The organism is Myroides sp. DW712, assembly GCF_046557355.1.
Taxonomy (GTDB): Bacteria; Bacteroidota; Bacteroidia; order Flavobacteriales; family Flavobacteriaceae; genus Flavobacterium.
In genome coordinates this window covers 253,080-269,269 of the sequence record NZ_JBKFDO010000001.1, presented here as the reverse complement: position 1 = coordinate 269,269, position 16,190 = coordinate 253,080, and the positions used below count along the sequence as shown (strand labels likewise).

At 35.1% G+C, this 16,190-nt stretch carries 16 protein-coding genes; 2 read left to right on the top strand and 14 right to left on the bottom strand.

The genetic code is table 11. The features are described from left to right. Nucleotides 1-30: 30 nt before the first annotated feature. From ACLJX0_RS01210 to ACLJX0_RS01145, 14 genes are all read right to left on the bottom strand, one after another. Nucleotides 31-630: an acetyltransferase gene (locus ACLJX0_RS01210; protein WP_410877816.1), complete on the bottom strand. Its 600-nt coding sequence runs from the start codon at nucleotides 628-630 to the stop codon at nucleotides 31-33. Nucleotides 631-641: 11 nt separating this feature from the next. Beyond that, nucleotides 642-1,247 (bottom strand): sugar transferase, encoded by a 606-nt coding sequence (locus ACLJX0_RS01205; protein ID WP_410877903.1) that lies wholly within the window; start codon nucleotides 1,245-1,247, stop codon nucleotides 642-644. A gap of 8 nt (nucleotides 1,248-1,255) precedes the next feature. Beyond that, nucleotides 1,256-2,425 (bottom strand): glycosyltransferase family 4 protein, encoded by a 1,170-nt coding sequence (locus ACLJX0_RS01200; RefSeq protein WP_410877815.1) that lies wholly within the window; start codon nucleotides 2,423-2,425, stop codon nucleotides 1,256-1,258. Then, nucleotides 2,425-3,792, bottom strand: a complete 1,368-nt coding sequence (locus ACLJX0_RS01195) for a phenylacetate--CoA ligase family protein (protein WP_410877814.1) — start codon at nucleotides 3,790-3,792, stop codon at nucleotides 2,425-2,427. The genes ACLJX0_RS01200 and ACLJX0_RS01195 overlap by 1 nt, the downstream gene beginning before the upstream one ends. Then, on the bottom strand, nucleotides 3,761-4,942 hold the full coding sequence (locus ACLJX0_RS01190) for a hypothetical protein (RefSeq protein ID WP_410877813.1): 1,182 nt from the start codon (nucleotides 4,940-4,942) through the stop codon (nucleotides 3,761-3,763). Before ACLJX0_RS01190 ends, ACLJX0_RS01195 begins: the two co-directional genes overlap by 32 nt. Further along, nucleotides 4,935-6,059: a glycosyltransferase gene (locus tag ACLJX0_RS01185; protein WP_410877812.1), complete on the bottom strand. Its 1,125-nt coding sequence runs from the start codon at nucleotides 6,057-6,059 to the stop codon at nucleotides 4,935-4,937. Before ACLJX0_RS01185 ends, ACLJX0_RS01190 begins: the two co-directional genes overlap by 8 nt. A gap of 9 nt (nucleotides 6,060-6,068) precedes the next feature. Further along, nucleotides 6,069-6,587: an acyltransferase gene (locus ACLJX0_RS01180; protein WP_410877811.1), complete on the bottom strand. Its 519-nt coding sequence runs from the start codon at nucleotides 6,585-6,587 to the stop codon at nucleotides 6,069-6,071. Nucleotide 6,588: 1 nt separating this feature from the next. Then, complete coding sequence (locus tag ACLJX0_RS01175) at nucleotides 6,589-8,016, bottom strand: lipopolysaccharide biosynthesis protein (protein WP_410877810.1); 1,428 nt, start codon at nucleotides 8,014-8,016, stop codon at nucleotides 6,589-6,591. 12 nt (nucleotides 8,017-8,028) lie between these two features. Then, the gene (locus ACLJX0_RS01170) at nucleotides 8,029-9,324 is read right to left on the bottom strand and encodes a nucleotide sugar dehydrogenase (RefSeq protein WP_410877809.1); all 1,296 of its coding nucleotides are present in this window, start codon (nucleotides 9,322-9,324) and stop codon (nucleotides 8,029-8,031) included. Between the two features lie 68 nt (nucleotides 9,325-9,392). Continuing rightward, nucleotides 9,393-10,367 (bottom strand): SDR family oxidoreductase, encoded by a 975-nt coding sequence (locus tag ACLJX0_RS01165; protein WP_410877808.1) that lies wholly within the window; start codon nucleotides 10,365-10,367, stop codon nucleotides 9,393-9,395. A gap of 4 nt (nucleotides 10,368-10,371) precedes the next feature. After that, entirely contained in the window at nucleotides 10,372-11,772 is a 1,401-nt protein-coding gene (locus ACLJX0_RS01160; protein WP_410877807.1) for a UDP-glucose 6-dehydrogenase, read from the bottom strand. Between the two features lie 18 nt (nucleotides 11,773-11,790). Further along, nucleotides 11,791-12,075 carry a hypothetical protein gene (locus ACLJX0_RS01155; RefSeq protein WP_410877806.1) on the bottom strand — a complete coding sequence of 95 codons (285 nt, stop codon included), beginning with the start codon at nucleotides 12,073-12,075 and terminating at the stop codon, nucleotides 11,791-11,793. Between the two features lie 126 nt (nucleotides 12,076-12,201). Then, a complete protein-coding gene (locus tag ACLJX0_RS01150) occupies nucleotides 12,202-12,492 on the bottom strand; it encodes a hypothetical protein (protein ID WP_410877805.1) in 291 nt (96 codons plus the stop codon). Between the two features lie 47 nt (nucleotides 12,493-12,539). Further along, nucleotides 12,540-12,908: a four helix bundle protein gene (locus ACLJX0_RS01145; protein WP_410877804.1), complete on the bottom strand. Its 369-nt coding sequence runs from the start codon at nucleotides 12,906-12,908 to the stop codon at nucleotides 12,540-12,542. A gap of 380 nt (nucleotides 12,909-13,288) precedes the next feature. On the opposite strand from ACLJX0_RS01145, the gene ACLJX0_RS01140 reads away from it, so the two are divergent. Further along, the gene (locus tag ACLJX0_RS01140) at nucleotides 13,289-15,187 is read left to right on the top strand and encodes a histidine kinase (protein WP_410877803.1); all 1,899 of its coding nucleotides are present in this window, start codon (nucleotides 13,289-13,291) and stop codon (nucleotides 15,185-15,187) included. Nucleotides 15,188-15,196: 9 nt separating this feature from the next. Continuing rightward, entirely contained in the window at nucleotides 15,197-15,937 is a 741-nt protein-coding gene (locus ACLJX0_RS01135) for a LytR/AlgR family response regulator transcription factor (RefSeq protein ID WP_410877802.1), read from the top strand. Nucleotides 15,938-16,190: the final 253 nt, after the last annotated feature.

Genomic DNA, 16,190 nt, shown 5'->3' with positions numbered 1-16,190 from the left:
TTAAATCATTTACTTTTAACCGAAGTCAACCTAATCCGTATTATATCTCATTATCTTCGCTGGATTTCCTACCACAACGGCATTATCTGGAACATCCTTAATTACAACAGCACCTGCGCCGATTGTACACCACTTTCCAATCTTAACTCCTTGTATGACACATGCACCAATTCCTACATGCGTACCTTCCCCCACCTTAACATTACCGGCTAATGCAACATTAGGAGATAAATGAACATAATCTTCTATTATGCAATCATGATCTACTGAAGCATTGGTATTCACTATACAATGTTTACCAATATATACACTACTATTTACGGTAGCTCCCATCATTACTACACTTCCTTCATCAATACTTGCTCTACTACTAATGTTAGCCTTTTTTGAAATTAAAGAGACGTATTTTAAATGCGAGTTCTTTTGAACTATATCTTTTCTTACCTTGTTATTTCCAATACTAATTACAGCCTCACCCTGAATGTCACTAGCAGAATTTGCTAGTATCCTATAGCTGAAAATAGCATTGATACTAGTATTACCATCAATAAATCCTTCGATAGGAATATTAAGTTCCTCTGCAATTTCGGCAATTACTTTACCATGGCCACTTGCTCCATATAAATACATCTTATTCTCTTTTAATTTTTTCCATTAAATGCTTCAACCGTTGCTTGTCCTTCTTGTGAGATTCCTTCTCGTACAAAAACTTTTTTTATGGTTAAAAAAAATATTTTCACATCCAAACTAAAACTTAGCTGATCCACATAATATACATCCAACTCAAATTTCTTTTTCCAAGAGATAGCATTACGTCCATTTACTTGCGCCCATCCGGTAATACCTGGTCGAACATCGTGTCTACGCTTCTGTTCTGCATTATACAAAGCAAGGTATTGCGGTAAAAGCGGACGAGGTCCAATTAAACTCATATCACCTTTCAGTACATTGATAAGCTGGGGTATCTCATCTAAAGATGTTTTTCGTACAAATGCCCCAATAGGTGTTAAACGCTCCGCATCGGCTAAGAGATTTCCATTAGCATCCTTCTTGTCATTCATCGTCTTAAACTTGACGATTTTAAAGATGCGCTCTCCCTTTCCTGGACGAGCCTGAAAGAAAAAAGGCTTTCCTTGATTGGCAAAAAATAAACCAATCACAACAAAGATAAAAATAGGGCTCAACAAAATCAATCCTATCAAGGCCGCTAAGAAATCGAATACTCTTTTGAAAAAATGTTTGTACATCACTACTATTAAGATTTATATTGTTGTATCAAATCTGTATATTCAGTTAAAAGAGCTTCCCACACCACTTTTTGTTCATAACGTTCTACAATCATGCGACGGCTATTCTTTTTTAAACGATTATAAACTTCAATTTCTCGTAAAACGGTAAGCATTGCATTTACAATAGCATCAACATTTTTAACAGGAATAATAAGCCCATTAACTCCTTCCTCTATGATTTCATTACAACCATTAATATTAGACACAATACAAGGCAATTCCATAGCACCTGCCTGCATAACAACATTTGGAAATCCCTCACGATAGCTAGGAAAAACTAAAGCATGAGACAGTGCTAAATATGGGCGAACATCTTTTTGAAACCCTACACTAATAATATTTTCATTATGTTCAATCTCTAATAAAGCTCTTTTACTTAATGGATCTAATTTAGTTTCTAGTGGTCCTACTAACAATAATTTAGCGTGTACATTATGCTTTGAGATAATTATAAAAGCTTCTATCAACTCATTGATTCCCTTATCTCCTACTAACCGACCAACAAATACATAAATAAAATCACTAGAACTAAAGCCTAATTCATTTTTTAATTGTTCAACAAAACTAGAATCTATTGCTTCTTTAGAAAAGAAAGCGGTGTCAATACCATTTGAACTTCCTTGTGCAATCACTTTTAATTTAGAAGTAGCAACAAATTTTTCTTGAATGATAAAATCATATAACCCCTGTGAATTAGGATATACTTTTGTAGCGGCAGCATAGGTTAGTTTTTCCACCCAATTTAAAACTCTGCGTTTTGTACCTGTTGCCTCCATTAATGGCAAGCCTGCTACAGTATGTAAACGAATTGGTACCCCTGCGAGTTTCGCTCCTAACATCCCCACTATACCCGCTTTTGGTGTATGGGAATGAACAATAAGTGGTTTTTCTTTCTTGCACAATTTATAAAAAGCGATTAAAGATTCTATATCTTTAATCGGAGAAATCGTCCGTGTCATCTCTAAGGGCACCACACGAATTCCTTCGTCCAGTTGTATCTCTTTTAATTCATTTCCTTGTGAAGATACACCAACTACTTCAAAACCGTTATGACTCATAAAACGGTGTTGCCCTTTTAAAAGGGTTTTTAAAGAAATTGGAACCGTTGTTATACGAATCAACTTTATTCTACTCATTAAGACAATAAATGTTTTATATTATTTTTTACTATTCTAAACTTTCCACTACTTTCGACAGAAATTTCCGTAACATACTTAATTTTTATATCCATCTCATATCCAACTCTATCTCTCCAATTCTGAATAAACTTAGCTTCAATATCTTTAGTGAAAATTGCGTTGTCAATTTCTATTAAAATAAGAATACTATTTAATTCGTTTTGTATTGCTTGAAAACGAATAATACCTTGTGTGTCCTTTAACGTATTAGATACATTACCTAAATTAATTTTTCCATTCATAGGAGAGTATATAAAATCATCTATCCTTCCTAAAATCTCTCTAACAAGTGGGTTATTATTACCACACATACATTTTTTTGATTCATCCTCTAAAACTAAGGTATCACCAATATCATATCGTACTAAAGGAGTTCCTTCCGTTGTAAAACTTGTTACAACTAATCTACCTGATTTAACAGAATTATTATCTTCATCTAAAACTTCAAATATTCCGCTCTGCAATTCTAAATGTAAATTTCCAATGACGCACTCAAAAATAAAAGGAGCACCTTCTGATGAAGCATATTGATTATACATCTTACATTTAAAAAAAGTCTCAATTGTATGACGCATTTCAGATGTAATTGTTTCAGCCGTAGGAAAGATAGCTTTTGTGATTCCTTCAGGATAAGCGTACTTGTTTTTTAAACCAAATTTAGCTATTTCTAGAATTGTAGATGGAAAACCTACCATAAACTCAGGTTGAAATCTAATTAAATCTTCAACATAATATTTGAGATAGTCCTCTTTCACATGAAAAGTAGAATAATAGCGTACCTTATAAAAAAAATCTGTTTTCCAGAATCTTCTCTTACTAATATCACGATTAACTAATAAATTTTTCCCAGAAAACCATGCTGTTTTTTTTCCTAATTTATAATCGAAACGATTTCTAAAATCATCTAGCATTGCAAATCGTTCTTGCATATTTCTTTTAGTATAAATTACTTCTAAAGATTTTCCTGTAGTACCTCCCGTTTTTGAAATAGTACCTTCTTTTTTTGATAATGTGTATAAATCAGCAATATTTTTTCGAATATCTTCCTTACTGATAATAGGCAACTTAGCTAAATTTTCTAACTTAACACACTCATAGTCTTTATAAAAACCTGAATTACCAATTGCAAAATTAATAAAACTAGAAAATCTATCTTGTTGAATAGCTTTTAAATCCTCCAAGGAGAGGTTTCTATTTGTCTTAAAAATAGATAAGTATTTCTTATATTCTTTCCCATATCTTTTTTTATATGCAAGAATATTAAATAAAGAAACTAAACAATTTTGAAAAAAATTAGGAAGCAAGCTGTATATCTTGTCTTTCATTTGATAAAAAATTTGCAATTATTAATATAGATAATATCCAAATCCAAAATTGAATTTGAGAGAATGAATGTGTTCCTAACAACAATAAAAATATATAAGCAATAATACCTAAATCAGTTTTAAAACTATATAATAATATAAATAAAGCGAATAAAAACATGAAACCTAATAAATATCCCTGCTCAATAAATAAAGCGGAATATGTTGATCCTTTATTATCTTTAATATCCATATTAGCATAACCAATTCCAAGAACTACTTGCCAATCATCTAAACTCTCTTGTACTTTATTAGTATTTCCTACTCGATACTGATATGAACCACTTTCCTCATAATTAACAGTTTTATTAAAAATATAGTCAAAATCTATAATCTTACTATTGATAACAAACAATCCCATGCAAGCTATTAATGAAAATATACCAAGCTTACGCCAAATATTAAATTTAGAATAGTAAAAAAAGAAAACTAAAATAAAAACTATTAAATAAACTAAACCTGAAGAAGACATAGATAATAGTACACTAGTTAAAACTATAACATCAATTGTATTAACTTTCTTTTTAAAGTAGATATAGATACTCATAAAAGTCAATATAAAAAGTGAATAGGATGCAGGTTCTGAATATAATCCTGACGCTCTAATAGCAGTATCTATATTAAATTTCCCCCCCATATTCCTAGATGAATTCCCTGTTATAGGTTGGATTAAATCTACATAATGACCTGCAATATTGAATAATAAAAACTGTATATAAAAAAAGGTTGCATGAAGATAGACAGTATACTTTATACCTACAACTAATCCTTTTACATTATTTGAGAAAAACGAAAAAAACAACAATGCATATAATATGGCAATATAAGTACCTACAATTCTCGGTATATGTATATCAACAGCATTATTTAGAATACTAATAATAAATGAAATTGAAATAAACATCCCAAAAAAAAGAAAAAATATATTTATATTTAAATTCCTTACAAATCTAAGCCTCTTTTTCTTGAAGCAAAAAAATAATAAAAATAAACTTACAAAGTCAAAAATTCTTATACCCCCCAAAGATGGGAAATAAAAACTTAAGAGTGATCCAAAAAAAATAATTAATATTTCGTATTTGAATTCTTTTATTTCAGATAATTTAAACATTTTCTATAACTTCATTCAACTGGTTATATATACTATTTAATGAATAAGCTTTTACTCTTTCTAAACTCCTTTGAGAAAGTAATGCTCTTAAATTTTGATTTTCCGACAATTCTTTAATCGCCTTACTTAATGCTAAATCATCATCAACATTAATTAAAATTCCATATTTTACTATACAAAACTCCCCATTAGGAATATCAACACTAATATTTTCATTTAAAATCTCCAATGGACCAGACATGCAGTTAGTAGATACAATTGGTAAACCACAGTTCATAGCTTCCAAAATGACATTTGGAAATCCCTCAGAATTTGAAGTTAAAACAAAGAAAGATGCCTTACTCAAATAGAAATTTACATTACTAACAACCCCTGTAAAATAAATATTTTTTAAATTACATTGATTGATATAATCTTCTAAAACATTTTTATGAGGTCCATCTCCAACAATAGTAATGCTAAAATCAATATTATTCTCTCGTTGAATCGCCTTTAATAACAATATTGGATTTTTTATATCAACTAATTTACCAACGTATATAATATCATTTCCTAGATCAGTATTATAAGCTACTCCAGATGAAAGTTCAATAGGATTATAAATTACTTTCATAGGTATAGATACCTTGAAGTTATTTTTTAAATCATTGTTAATATACTGTGAATTAGAAAACAATAAATCAGATTTATTATAAAATATTGGAAACAAGAGCTTATATAGTTTAAATCTAAGAATATTCGATCTATATGCAATTGAAGGAAAGCATCTTTCACTAATAATTACTTTTAGCTTTGGGTTAAAATACTTCATACACCCATTGATTAAATTAGGTCTTGTCAAAAAAGATATACTAACATCAATATTATTCTTATTTAAAAATTTCCAATATTTGTAAAGCATAATAAAAAAGCTGAAAATTTTTTTAAAAAAGCTTGTATTTCCTTTTGATAAAAAAACTATTTCAACCTCTTTAGGTATATTAAAATGAATTTTATCATTCATCAAAATGAGATATACATGATAATCTTCATGCAGTTTCTTTAATAGCAAACTAATCACTTTTTCGGCACCTCCTGATGATAAATTAATAGCAAAGATTCCTACTTTTTTTTTCATATACATATATTATTTCTTGATAAATTTATCATCTGATAGACTTAGAAGAAATTCTTTCTTTTCATTATAATTCATTTTTTTTGTAGGTAAACTAGCTAATTTAATTCTCTCTACAAACTCAAAAGTATCTCCTACAATTTTCCCTGGATTACCTACACAAACTTTTCCATCAGGTACAGATTTTGTAACTATAGTCCCTGCTCCAATAATAACATTATCACCTATTGTGATTCCCGCCATTATTTTTGAGTCTTGTCCAACATAACTATAATCTCCTATTTCAATCTTCCCAAAAAAATCTAAGTCTTCTTTTATCCTTTGTCTTTGGGCCCAAATACCACCATGAGTAAAGAAACTCACACCTCTAGCAATTCTACAATTACTACCAATTTTTATCAAATATGGTTCAGAACTAAAGTTTTTTGTTGAAATCATGCAATTTTCCCCAATTTCCACTCCTATATAACGAGCATACTTTTCACATGACCAAAATGTTCTTCTATAAACTTCAAATATTTTTTTTATCATTTTACTTAAAAAGTGTTTTAAAATTAAACAAAGATAATGTCTTTTGAACCCCAAAAAGGTATAGTAACACAAAATTCACAACTAGAAAAACAGGTAGTACAGCTAATGTAAAATAACGTTTTAATTCAAATATTTCAATTAAAAAGAAAGTGAACAACAAAGCTAGAATAGAAGCAACTACTATTTTTATAAAATTAATTATTTCATATTTAGAAACTTCGTCTACAATTTTCCTAGAATAATAAAAATTAATAAAGTAACTCACTACTGATGTAAAAATAAACCCATACAACAGCAATTTTATATCTTGATAATATACCCCAAGAATAATTGTTATAATTTGAATACTTTTTTTCAAAAGTTCCAAATACAAAATCTTATGAGTTTGATCAAAAATTTTAAAAATATTTCTATTAACCATTTCTTGCAAGGTAAAAAAACCAGAAATGATTAATACACGCAAATAAAAAACAGATCCTAACCATTTCTCCCCTAGCACCGTGTATATAATTTCATCAGCATATAAGTAAATTAAGCAAGTCGTCAGAGATAATACAATTGCACATAACTTTGCGATAGTATTATAATGCTGTTTAAATAATGATATAGTATTTTGAAATTTACTTAAATGTGAATAAAATACTTGAAGTATGACTAATTTATATACAGTATCAGGAGCCTCTTGAAGCTTCTTTGCTTGATAATAGAATCCTACCTGACTAACAGAAAAATATTTTCCTAAAATCAACTGATAAACATTATCAAAAATTGCATTTAAAAGAGAAGCTAATGTCGTAAATAGACCAAATGAGGACATTTCTAAAAATGATTCTTTAGAAAACACAATAGTTTTTAGTCGACCTTCCTTAATCCATAAAATTACCATTAAAAAAAAGGCAGATAAGACCTGCATAGCTATAATTGCCCAATAACCACCTCCAATATAGGCAATATATACAGCTATTAAAACTGCTAATAGAAGAGAAATAAACTTATATAATCCTCGTTGTTTAAACTTCATCTCTCTAACCAGTCGAGCATTTTGAGTTATTGTAAAGGCATTGATAAGTAAAATTGACGATAATACTATTAGAACTAACTTAAGTCCTTCTAAATCATAGAAATCTGCAATAAAAGGCGATATTAGAACAAGCAAAACACCTAGCACTATACTGACAATCAGATTAAATATAAAGATGGTTGAATAATCTTCCTCCCTAATATTTTCTTTTCGCACTAATGCTCCACCCATTCCGCTTTCTATTAGAACATTAAAAATTCCAACAAAAAACATTCCTATGCCTACAACCCCAAAATCTTCAGGGGAAAGAAGTCTTCCTAAAATTATCATTCCGGCAAGCCCTATTAAGACATATCCTACTTGACTCGTCATTGCCCAGAAAATGCTTGACAGTAATTTCTTATCCACTTATTTACAAAATTATAGTCTACTATCCACGCCTGCTGTCAACAATCCTTTCACATCGTATACGATAGCCGTGTCTTTTTTCAGCTTATCTATATCTAAAGCTAACAATTCTTTGTGAGCTACCCCTAGTACTACCGCATCATATTTGGCTTGAGGCAAAGTAGTATGACTTGTTACGCCATATTCGTGCATCACTTCAGCAGGGTTTGCCCATGGATCATAGGTCGTTACTTGTACGCCATAGTCTTCCAAAGCGGCAATAACATCAACAATTTTTGTATTGCGGACATCTGGGCAGTTTTCTTTGAAGGTAACTCCTAGCATCAACACTTCGGCTTTGCTTACATCAATTCCTTTTTTAATCATGGTTTTGATTACTTGAGATGCAACATATTCCCCCATCGAATCATTTAAACGACGACCCGCTAAGATAATCTCTGGGTGATAGCCTTTCTCCATTGCCTTTTGTGCTAAATAGTACGGATCTACTCCAATACAGTGTCCTCCTACTAATCCGGGTTTGAATGGTAAGAAGTTCCACTTCGTTCCTGCTGCTTCTAATACGGCATGGGTATCAATATCCAACAGGTTGAATATTTTGGCTAACTCATTCACAAACGCAATATTGATGTCGCGTTGTGAGTTTTCAATTACTTTGGCTGCCTCGGCTACCTTAATAGTTGGTGCTAAATGCGTACCTGCCGTAATAACGGCTTTGTAAATATCGTTGACCACTACTCCAATTTCTGGTGTGCTTCCTGAGGTTACTTTTAATATTTTTTCTACCGTATGTTCTTTGTCTCCGGGATTGATACGCTCAGGTGAGTATCCTCCGTAAAAGTCTACGTTGAATTTCAAACCAGATACACGCTCCAATACGGGTACACATTCTTCTTCAGTTACCCCTGGATATACCGTAGATTCATAGATCACGATATCGCCTTTTTTCAGTACTTTCCCTACCGTCTCTGACGCCTTGTACAAAGGTGTTAAGTCTGGGCGATTATGCTTGTCTACTGGAGTAGGAACCGTTACTACATACACATTACAATCGGTAATATCACCTAAATCATACGAACAATACAAGCCTTTTGTTTCGTTTGCTAAAACAGGATTCGTTTTTACCGTTACAGCTTGTAAAATTTCATTTTCTACTTCTAATGTACTGTCTTTTCCTTCTCTCAACTCGGCAATACGCCCTTGGTTGATATCAAATCCCACGGTTGGAAATTTAGTCGCGAATAAACGCGCTAACGGTAATCCCACGTATCCTAGTCCTATTACTGCAATTTTATGTTGTGTACTCATAAATGTATAATGTAATTTTTATTGTTGTATTGTATCTCTTTATTTTTTCTTTTTCTAATTTCTTGCGTTTACAGCATTTCTTTGTGCTCCCAATACCATTTTACAGCTTCTTTTAGCCCTTCACGGATCACGTGGGTAGGTTCATAGCCTAACAATGTTTTTGCTTTATCTACAGAAGCTAAGGAATGAGCTACATCACCTTGACGATTCGGTCCGTGTTTTACTTCAATATTAGCAATGGCTCCGTCGTATTCTGTTAAGAATTCTTTTAGATACCCCACCAATTGATTTAAGTTGGTACGATCACCTACTGCGGTATTGTACACCGTATTCACGGCTTCTTTATTGGTTGTCAACATCGCGCGTTCGTTCATTTGAATGACGTTGTCGATATAGGTAAAATCACGAGAATTCTCTCCTGTACCGTTAATCGTTGGGCTTTCATGCTGAATAAACTGTTTGGTAAACAACGGAATGACAGCCGCATACGCTCCTCTTGTATTTTGACGACGTCCGAATACGTTGAAATAACGCAAACCAATGATTTCAATGCCATACGTTTTAGCAAATACATCGGCATATAATTCGTTCACATACTTGGTTACGGCATAAGGAGACAACGGTTTTCCGATTACCTCTTCTACTTTAGGCAAGGCTGGTGAGTCCCCATAGGTTGATGAACTCGCCGCATACACCATGCGTTTTACTCCCCCATCACGAACAGCCACCAACATATTTAAAAAACCGTTGATGTTCACTTCATTCGAAGTAATGGGGTCGTTAATTGAACGAGGAACAGACCCTAAGGCTGCTTGATGCAACACATAGTCTACTCCTGTTACCGCTTGCTGACAAGTCGCTAAATCGCGAATATCCCCTTCTAGTAATTCGTAATTCGGATTGTTTAAAAATTCTTCAATATTGTGTCGGTAACCTGTGGCAAAGTTATCTAAACAACGTACAAAGTATCCTTGATTTAAGAAGTACTCTGTTAAATTGGAACCGATGAAACCAGCTCCTCCAGTGATTAATATTTTTTTCATACTCTTATTTTCCTCTACCAATGGTATAGACTTCAAATCCTATTTTTTCTAGGGCTTCTTTATCGAGGATGTTACGTCCATCGAATACAAAAGCGGGTTTTTGCATGTGGTTGTAAATGCGAGACCAATCGTAAGTGGCAAACGCATCCCACTCGGTGAGTACGGCAATACCGTGTGCGCCTTCTAGGGCTTTGTACGGGTCTTGGTGTACGGTTAAGTGTTTGCGGTTGGCTTCGGGCGCTCGCGTAGCGAGATAGTCCAAATCGGACAACATCTGCATTTGGGTTACTTTCGGGTCATAGACGTGAATCTGCGCCTCTTCTTCCATCAGTTCGTTCGCTACATAGATTGCTGCTGATTCGCGGGTATCATTCGTGTCTTTTTTAAAGGCCCATCCTAAAAAGGCTATTTTTTTGTCGTTGACGGTATTGAATAAAGTCGTCACGATATTTTCTGCAAAACGGCGTTTTTGGTAGTCATTCATGATGATGACCTGCTCCCAATAGTCGGCTACTTCTTGTAAGCCATAGGAAGAGGCGATATACACCAAGTTGAGAATGTCTTTTTGAAAACAGGATCCACCAAAGCCCACGGAGGCTTGTAAAAACTTCGCTCCAATGCGGCTATCCGTACCGATGGCACGGGCTACTTCGCTTACATCGGCTCCTGAGGCTTCGCATAGGGCTGAAATAGCGTTGATGGACGATACACGTTGGGCTAAAAAAGCGTTAGCAGTTAGTTTAGATAGCTCGGAAGACCATACATTGGTGCGCAAGATGCGCTCCTCAGGTACCCAAGCAGCATAAATATGCGCTAAGGCTTCGATGGCTTCTTTGCCTGCTGGGGTTTCTTCTCCTCCAATCAACACGCGATCAGGGTTCATTAAATCACTTATCGCCGTTCCTTCCGCTAAGAATTCGGGGTTGGACAAGATTTGGAATTCAACACCATTGCCCGTTTGATCTAAGATACGCTTAATGGCTTGTGCTGTACGCACAGGTAAGGTTGATTTCTCAACTACTATTTTATCGGTTTTAGCTACTCGTGCAATTTGACGAGCACAAAGTTCGATGTACTTTAAATCAGCCGCCATTCCCTTGCCTTTTCCATAGGTTTTGGTTGGCGTATTAACCGAAATAAAGATCATATCGGCTTCGTCAATGGCTTGATCAACATTGGTATCAAAAAACAGGTTGCGTCCTCTGGCTTCGGCTACAATAGCATCTAAACCAGGTTCATAAATCGGCAGCTGATCTAAATCGGCACTATTCCACGCTTGGATACGCGCTTCGTTCACATCCACTACGGTGATTTGAATATAAGGATTTTTCTGGGCAATAACTGCCATAGTAGGTCCTCCTACATAGCCTGCGCCCACGCAACAAATCTTAGTGATACTTCTCATTTTTTATCTTACCCTCTATTATACTCTATTTTCTATTTTATTTACGTTCCCTACCTTATACGCATCAAACCTCTCCCCTAAAGCATAGATAGGGGCTAGTAGTTCAAATGTAGTACTATTTACTGATGGGTATTGAAGGTATTGGGTCACCTGGGCAATTTTCTTCGTAAACCTAGAAAGGCTAACTGCATCATTCCCCATGGACAGGTTGGAAAAGTGGGGTTTCATCCTCGCGTATGCTAACGCCAAAGGCTCATGCTCATAGCCTTGTGTAATACCTGCAATTTTAATCTTCTTTTCCATTTTTTATTACTTTCTTATTTCTTTAGGGACTAGATAAAAAAGTAAGGCGTTTTAGCTAATAGCTATACCCTAAGCTCACAAAGGTACATTTTTTAACGCTTTTTCAAAGATTGATTTTTATTATTTTTAAGAAAAGGTGGGGTTGGGTGGGATTGGGTGGGATTGGTGAGATGGGTGGGGTTGGGTGGGGGGTGGGATTGGTGAGGGTTTGGTGAGATGGGTTAGGTTGGTGAGATTGGTGAGGTTGGTTAGATTGGTGAGATTGGTGAGATTGGTGGGATTGGTGAGGTTGGTTAGATTGGTTAGATTGGTTAGATGGGTTAGATGGGTTAGATTGATGAGATTGGTGAGATTGGTGAGATTGGTGAGATTGGTGAGATTGGTTAGATTGGTGGGATTGGGTGAGATTCCCCTCACCTACCCCTCACCTAACCCTCACCTAACCCTCAACAAACCCTCAGCATCTAATCCAATTTGCCCTTTATTTTAGTACATAGATTTTTTATCTGACTTGTAATAACAGCTATTTTATCCCGTATTGTATGATATTCCTCTTCAGAAATAAAAGTTAGATCAAAACTTAGGACCAAAAAACTAACCACTTCTATAGCGGAAGAATAAGCAATATTTAAGAACCATAACTTTTCTTTAGCGCTTAATCTTGAGATACCTTCAGCTATATTGGCTGCAATACTAGCAGTAGCTCTTCTTATTTGTGAAACTAATCCGAATTTTTCCTCACTAGGGTATTTTGTCGTTACTTTATATAATGTTTTATTTAATGCTCTCGCATTTTGCCAAACATCCATTCTTTCAAAATAGTAGGTATACATTGATTTACGTTTAAAATTACAGTAGTTAAAGTGTCAAATTCTATTCCGTTTTTGTGTACCCTATTCAACCCCCTCACCTAACCCTCACCCAATCTCACCAAACCCCAACACCCCCCACCAACCAAAAAAACATTTTCATACCTTTGTGTAAAAATTAGTTTTCTACATGTTTATACATCAAGGTAAAAATCGCGCGTATTCCCACAACCACACGAGAGCCTCTTTGCTCGTCGTTCAATCATCAGGCACAAAACGTGAAATTCTCACCAACCTCACCTAACCCCACCTAACCCTCACCACCCCCCACCAAACCCCACCTAACCCCCACCTAACCCTCAACAAACCCTCAACAAACCCTCAACAAACCCTCACAAAAAAACATGTACAAATACAGCCCATTAATCCTACTTCTCCTATTCTTGAGTTGCATGAAGCAACAGACACTCCCTCCTGCTTCTAATGAACACAGTATAGCAACGGCAGAACGAGCAACACACAGTTTAGATTTTTACCTGAGTTTGGATACCATTCCTACCTTGGCCCGTCAGCACCACATCACGGCGTTTTTACAGCAACAAGATACCACTGTAAGCACTTCGGTTTATGGGCATTTTCTAAAAGGGCTGCCTTTCTACTATATGAAAGCACGGGATAGTTTTGCAGGGTATTTTGCCCCAATACATCGTGCGGCTTCTACCTTAGATCAATCGTGGCAACGTGTAGTCACTTTTACTGACTTAAACCTACAGCTGGCTCAGCAAGGTGCTGCTTCTCCTGATTTTATGGCCTTACTCTATGCGCAACTGGATTCCATCAAAAAACAGCCGACTCCCATAGATTATCAACTCTACGATGTACTAGCTAACGCTTATTTTATGCATCGAAACCTGCAACAAGCGCTCCATTATACCAATCTGTATTTTGAACATCATCCGCAGAAAGAACACAACAACATTCAAATGCGTTTTTACGATATTTCTTTTTTATTGGCTGCAGAATTAGAAGATAGTCTACAGGCAAAACAAGCCTTACTACAGCTCAAAAAACACGTAAAAAACACTTCTGATTCTATTACACTGGCGCGTTATTACGATATGGAAGCGCGTTATTTTGCATTAGTAGGGCGCTATGATCAGGCGCTGAGCAGTAGCAAGCGCTATATGACCATCAATAAAAAAATCAACCACATGCACCCTGTGGTTTACAATAACGTAGCCACAAGTTTTGAACGCAACAACCAGCTCGATTCAGCTATTGTATACTATAAAAAAGGAATTGCCTTGGCTCAAACCATGAACATACGAGAGCAACAACAACTCTACGGAGGATTGAGTCAGGTATATAAACGGAAAGGAGATTATCAAAAAGCACTCGTTGCATTAGATTCGTCCTTTGCTCATGTTACTCGCATGAAGGAACGCATCAATACGAATAAAATCAAAGAATTAGAGCTACAATATCAAACCAAAGAAAAGGATCTTGAGATTTCTACCTTAAAGGAAAACTTTCTTCTACAGAAGCAAAACTTTACACAGCAACGTTGGATTACTTGGCTCGTGGTACTATTTGTTATTGGCCTACTCTCCTATGGGATCATCTTATATCGCCAACGGTTGTTGCAGGAAAAAAACAAGCGGTTAGTGCTCGAAAACAAGAAAATGCAAGTGGAGCAACGGCTCTTACAACTGCAATTAAACCCACATTTCATCTACAATTCAATTGCCAATTTACAAGGGCTTATCAACCAGGACAACAAAGCAATTGCCAATCGGTATTTGGTGGCGCTATCTAAGTTAATTCGCCATATTTTGGAACTCAATCGACGCGATTTGGTTCCCCTATCCGAAGATTTACAAGCGGTAGAAAATTATTTACAAATTCAACAAATGCGCTATAACCATCGATTTTCTTTTACGCTTGATGTACAGCATACAGCCGTTGACGAAGTATTGATTCCACCGATGCTTCTACAGCCTTTTATCGAAAATGCCATTGAACACGGCTTTCAACAATTGGATTACCAAGGAGAATTAACCCTGACCATCGAACAGCAGGAAGAACAGCTTTTTATTTGCATTCAAGACAATGGTCGAGGCCTTCAAAATATGCCTACGCCAATGAAAAAGCAATCGCTTTCTCAACGAATTACCCAAGAGCGTTTGGATATTTTGTTTCCCAATCAAAAACACCTCGCGCATTTTGAGCTACATGATCTTCAACATACCTCCTCCGCAACAGGGGTAGAAGTGCGATTGTATATTCCACTTATTTATAGTTAATTTACACCCATGAAAGTATATATTCTCGAAGACGAAGTTGCCATTTTAAAATACCTTATCGCGCTTGTGGTGGATATTCCCTACCTCCAACTCGTAGGTTATTCAGACACCGTAGCGAAAGCGTATACTGAAATTCCAGTACAGCAACCAGATATAATTCTAGCGGATATTCAACTACAAGATGGGACTAGTTTTGAGTTGTTGCAACAAACTCATCAGCCCCATAGGCAAGTTATTTTCATTACGGCTTATAGTCAATATGCCATCAAAGCCCTCAATTTAGGTGCTTTAGGCTACCTACTCAAACCCATTGACGAGGTAGCGTTTAAACAGGCCATTGATCGTTGCTACCAAAAGCAAGCGACACCAAATACGGAAAAAGAACAACTGCAAGTAGCCGTAGAACATCTAAATCAGCCTTCAGCGCCTTCTCGCATAGCACTTAAGACCTTTCACTTTACTCAAATTGTCAAGATAGCCGATATTTTATATGCGCAAAGTGATAAAGGCTACACTACTTTTTATCTAAATAACGGCGATAAACTCATGGTTTCCAAGGTACTTAAAGAATACGAAGACATCTTGATTCCAGAGCATTTTATTCGCTGTCATCAATCGTATTTAGTCAATACGACCTACATCAGTAAATACTACAAAGAAGGATATTTAGAACTCCTCGATCGCACGACAATCCCAGTTTCTGAACGCAAGAAAGAGGTAATTTTAGCTTTTATCCAACGCCTCTCTTAGTTCTTGAAACGAAAAATTCCTAAATAAGGGCGAATATTGATTCAATTCCCCCAAAAATAAAGATACACTTACTTCCTTCTTTCATCGGCCTACCTTTGCATTTACAAGCGAACAGGTAGAGGATTGAGCAGCAGAACGATTGTAATGTTTACCACATAAAGTTTTTCTTTAGGTGTTGATTCAGTGGCTTATTCCATCTCTACTTTTCGCGACATTCCCTTACAAACGCATGTTGTGTATGACTATTAAAAAA

Coding starts and splice junctions, on each gene's coding strand:
- ACLJX0_RS01195 (WP_410877814.1), bottom strand. CDS start 3,792: ATGAAAGACAAGATATACAGCTTGCTTCCTAATTTTTTTCAAAATTGT.
- ACLJX0_RS01165 (WP_410877808.1), bottom strand. CDS start 10,367: ATGAAAAAAATATTAATCACTGGAGGAGCTGGTTTCATCGGTTCCAAT.
- ACLJX0_RS01160 (WP_410877807.1), bottom strand. CDS start 11,772: ATGAGAAGTATCACTAAGATTTGTTGCGTGGGCGCAGGCTATGTAGGA.
- ACLJX0_RS01180 (WP_410877811.1), bottom strand. CDS start 6,587: ATGATAAAAAAAATATTTGAAGTTTATAGAAGAACATTTTGGTCATGT.
- ACLJX0_RS01170 (WP_410877809.1), bottom strand. CDS start 9,324: ATGAGTACACAACATAAAATTGCAGTAATAGGACTAGGATACGTGGGA.
- ACLJX0_RS01190 (WP_410877813.1), bottom strand. CDS start 4,942: ATGTTTAAATTATCTGAAATAAAAGAATTCAAATACGAAATATTAATT.
- ACLJX0_RS01210 (WP_410877816.1), bottom strand. CDS start 630: ATGTATTTATATGGAGCAAGTGGCCATGGTAAAGTAATTGCCGAAATT.
- ACLJX0_RS01140 (WP_410877803.1), top strand. CDS start 13,289: ATGTACAAATACAGCCCATTAATCCTACTTCTCCTATTCTTGAGTTGC.
- ACLJX0_RS01200 (WP_410877815.1), bottom strand. CDS start 2,425: ATGAGTAGAATAAAGTTGATTCGTATAACAACGGTTCCAATTTCTTTA.
- ACLJX0_RS01145 (WP_410877804.1), bottom strand. CDS start 12,908: ATGTATACCTACTATTTTGAAAGAATGGATGTTTGGCAAAATGCGAGA.
- ACLJX0_RS01185 (WP_410877812.1), bottom strand. CDS start 6,059: ATGAAAAAAAAAGTAGGAATCTTTGCTATTAATTTATCATCAGGAGGT.
- ACLJX0_RS01135 (WP_410877802.1), top strand. CDS start 15,197: ATGAAAGTATATATTCTCGAAGACGAAGTTGCCATTTTAAAATACCTT.
- ACLJX0_RS01205 (WP_410877903.1), bottom strand. CDS start 1,247: ATGTACAAACATTTTTTCAAAAGAGTATTCGATTTCTTAGCGGCCTTG.
- ACLJX0_RS01155 (WP_410877806.1), bottom strand. CDS start 12,075: ATGGAAAAGAAGATTAAAATTGCAGGTATTACACAAGGCTATGAGCAT.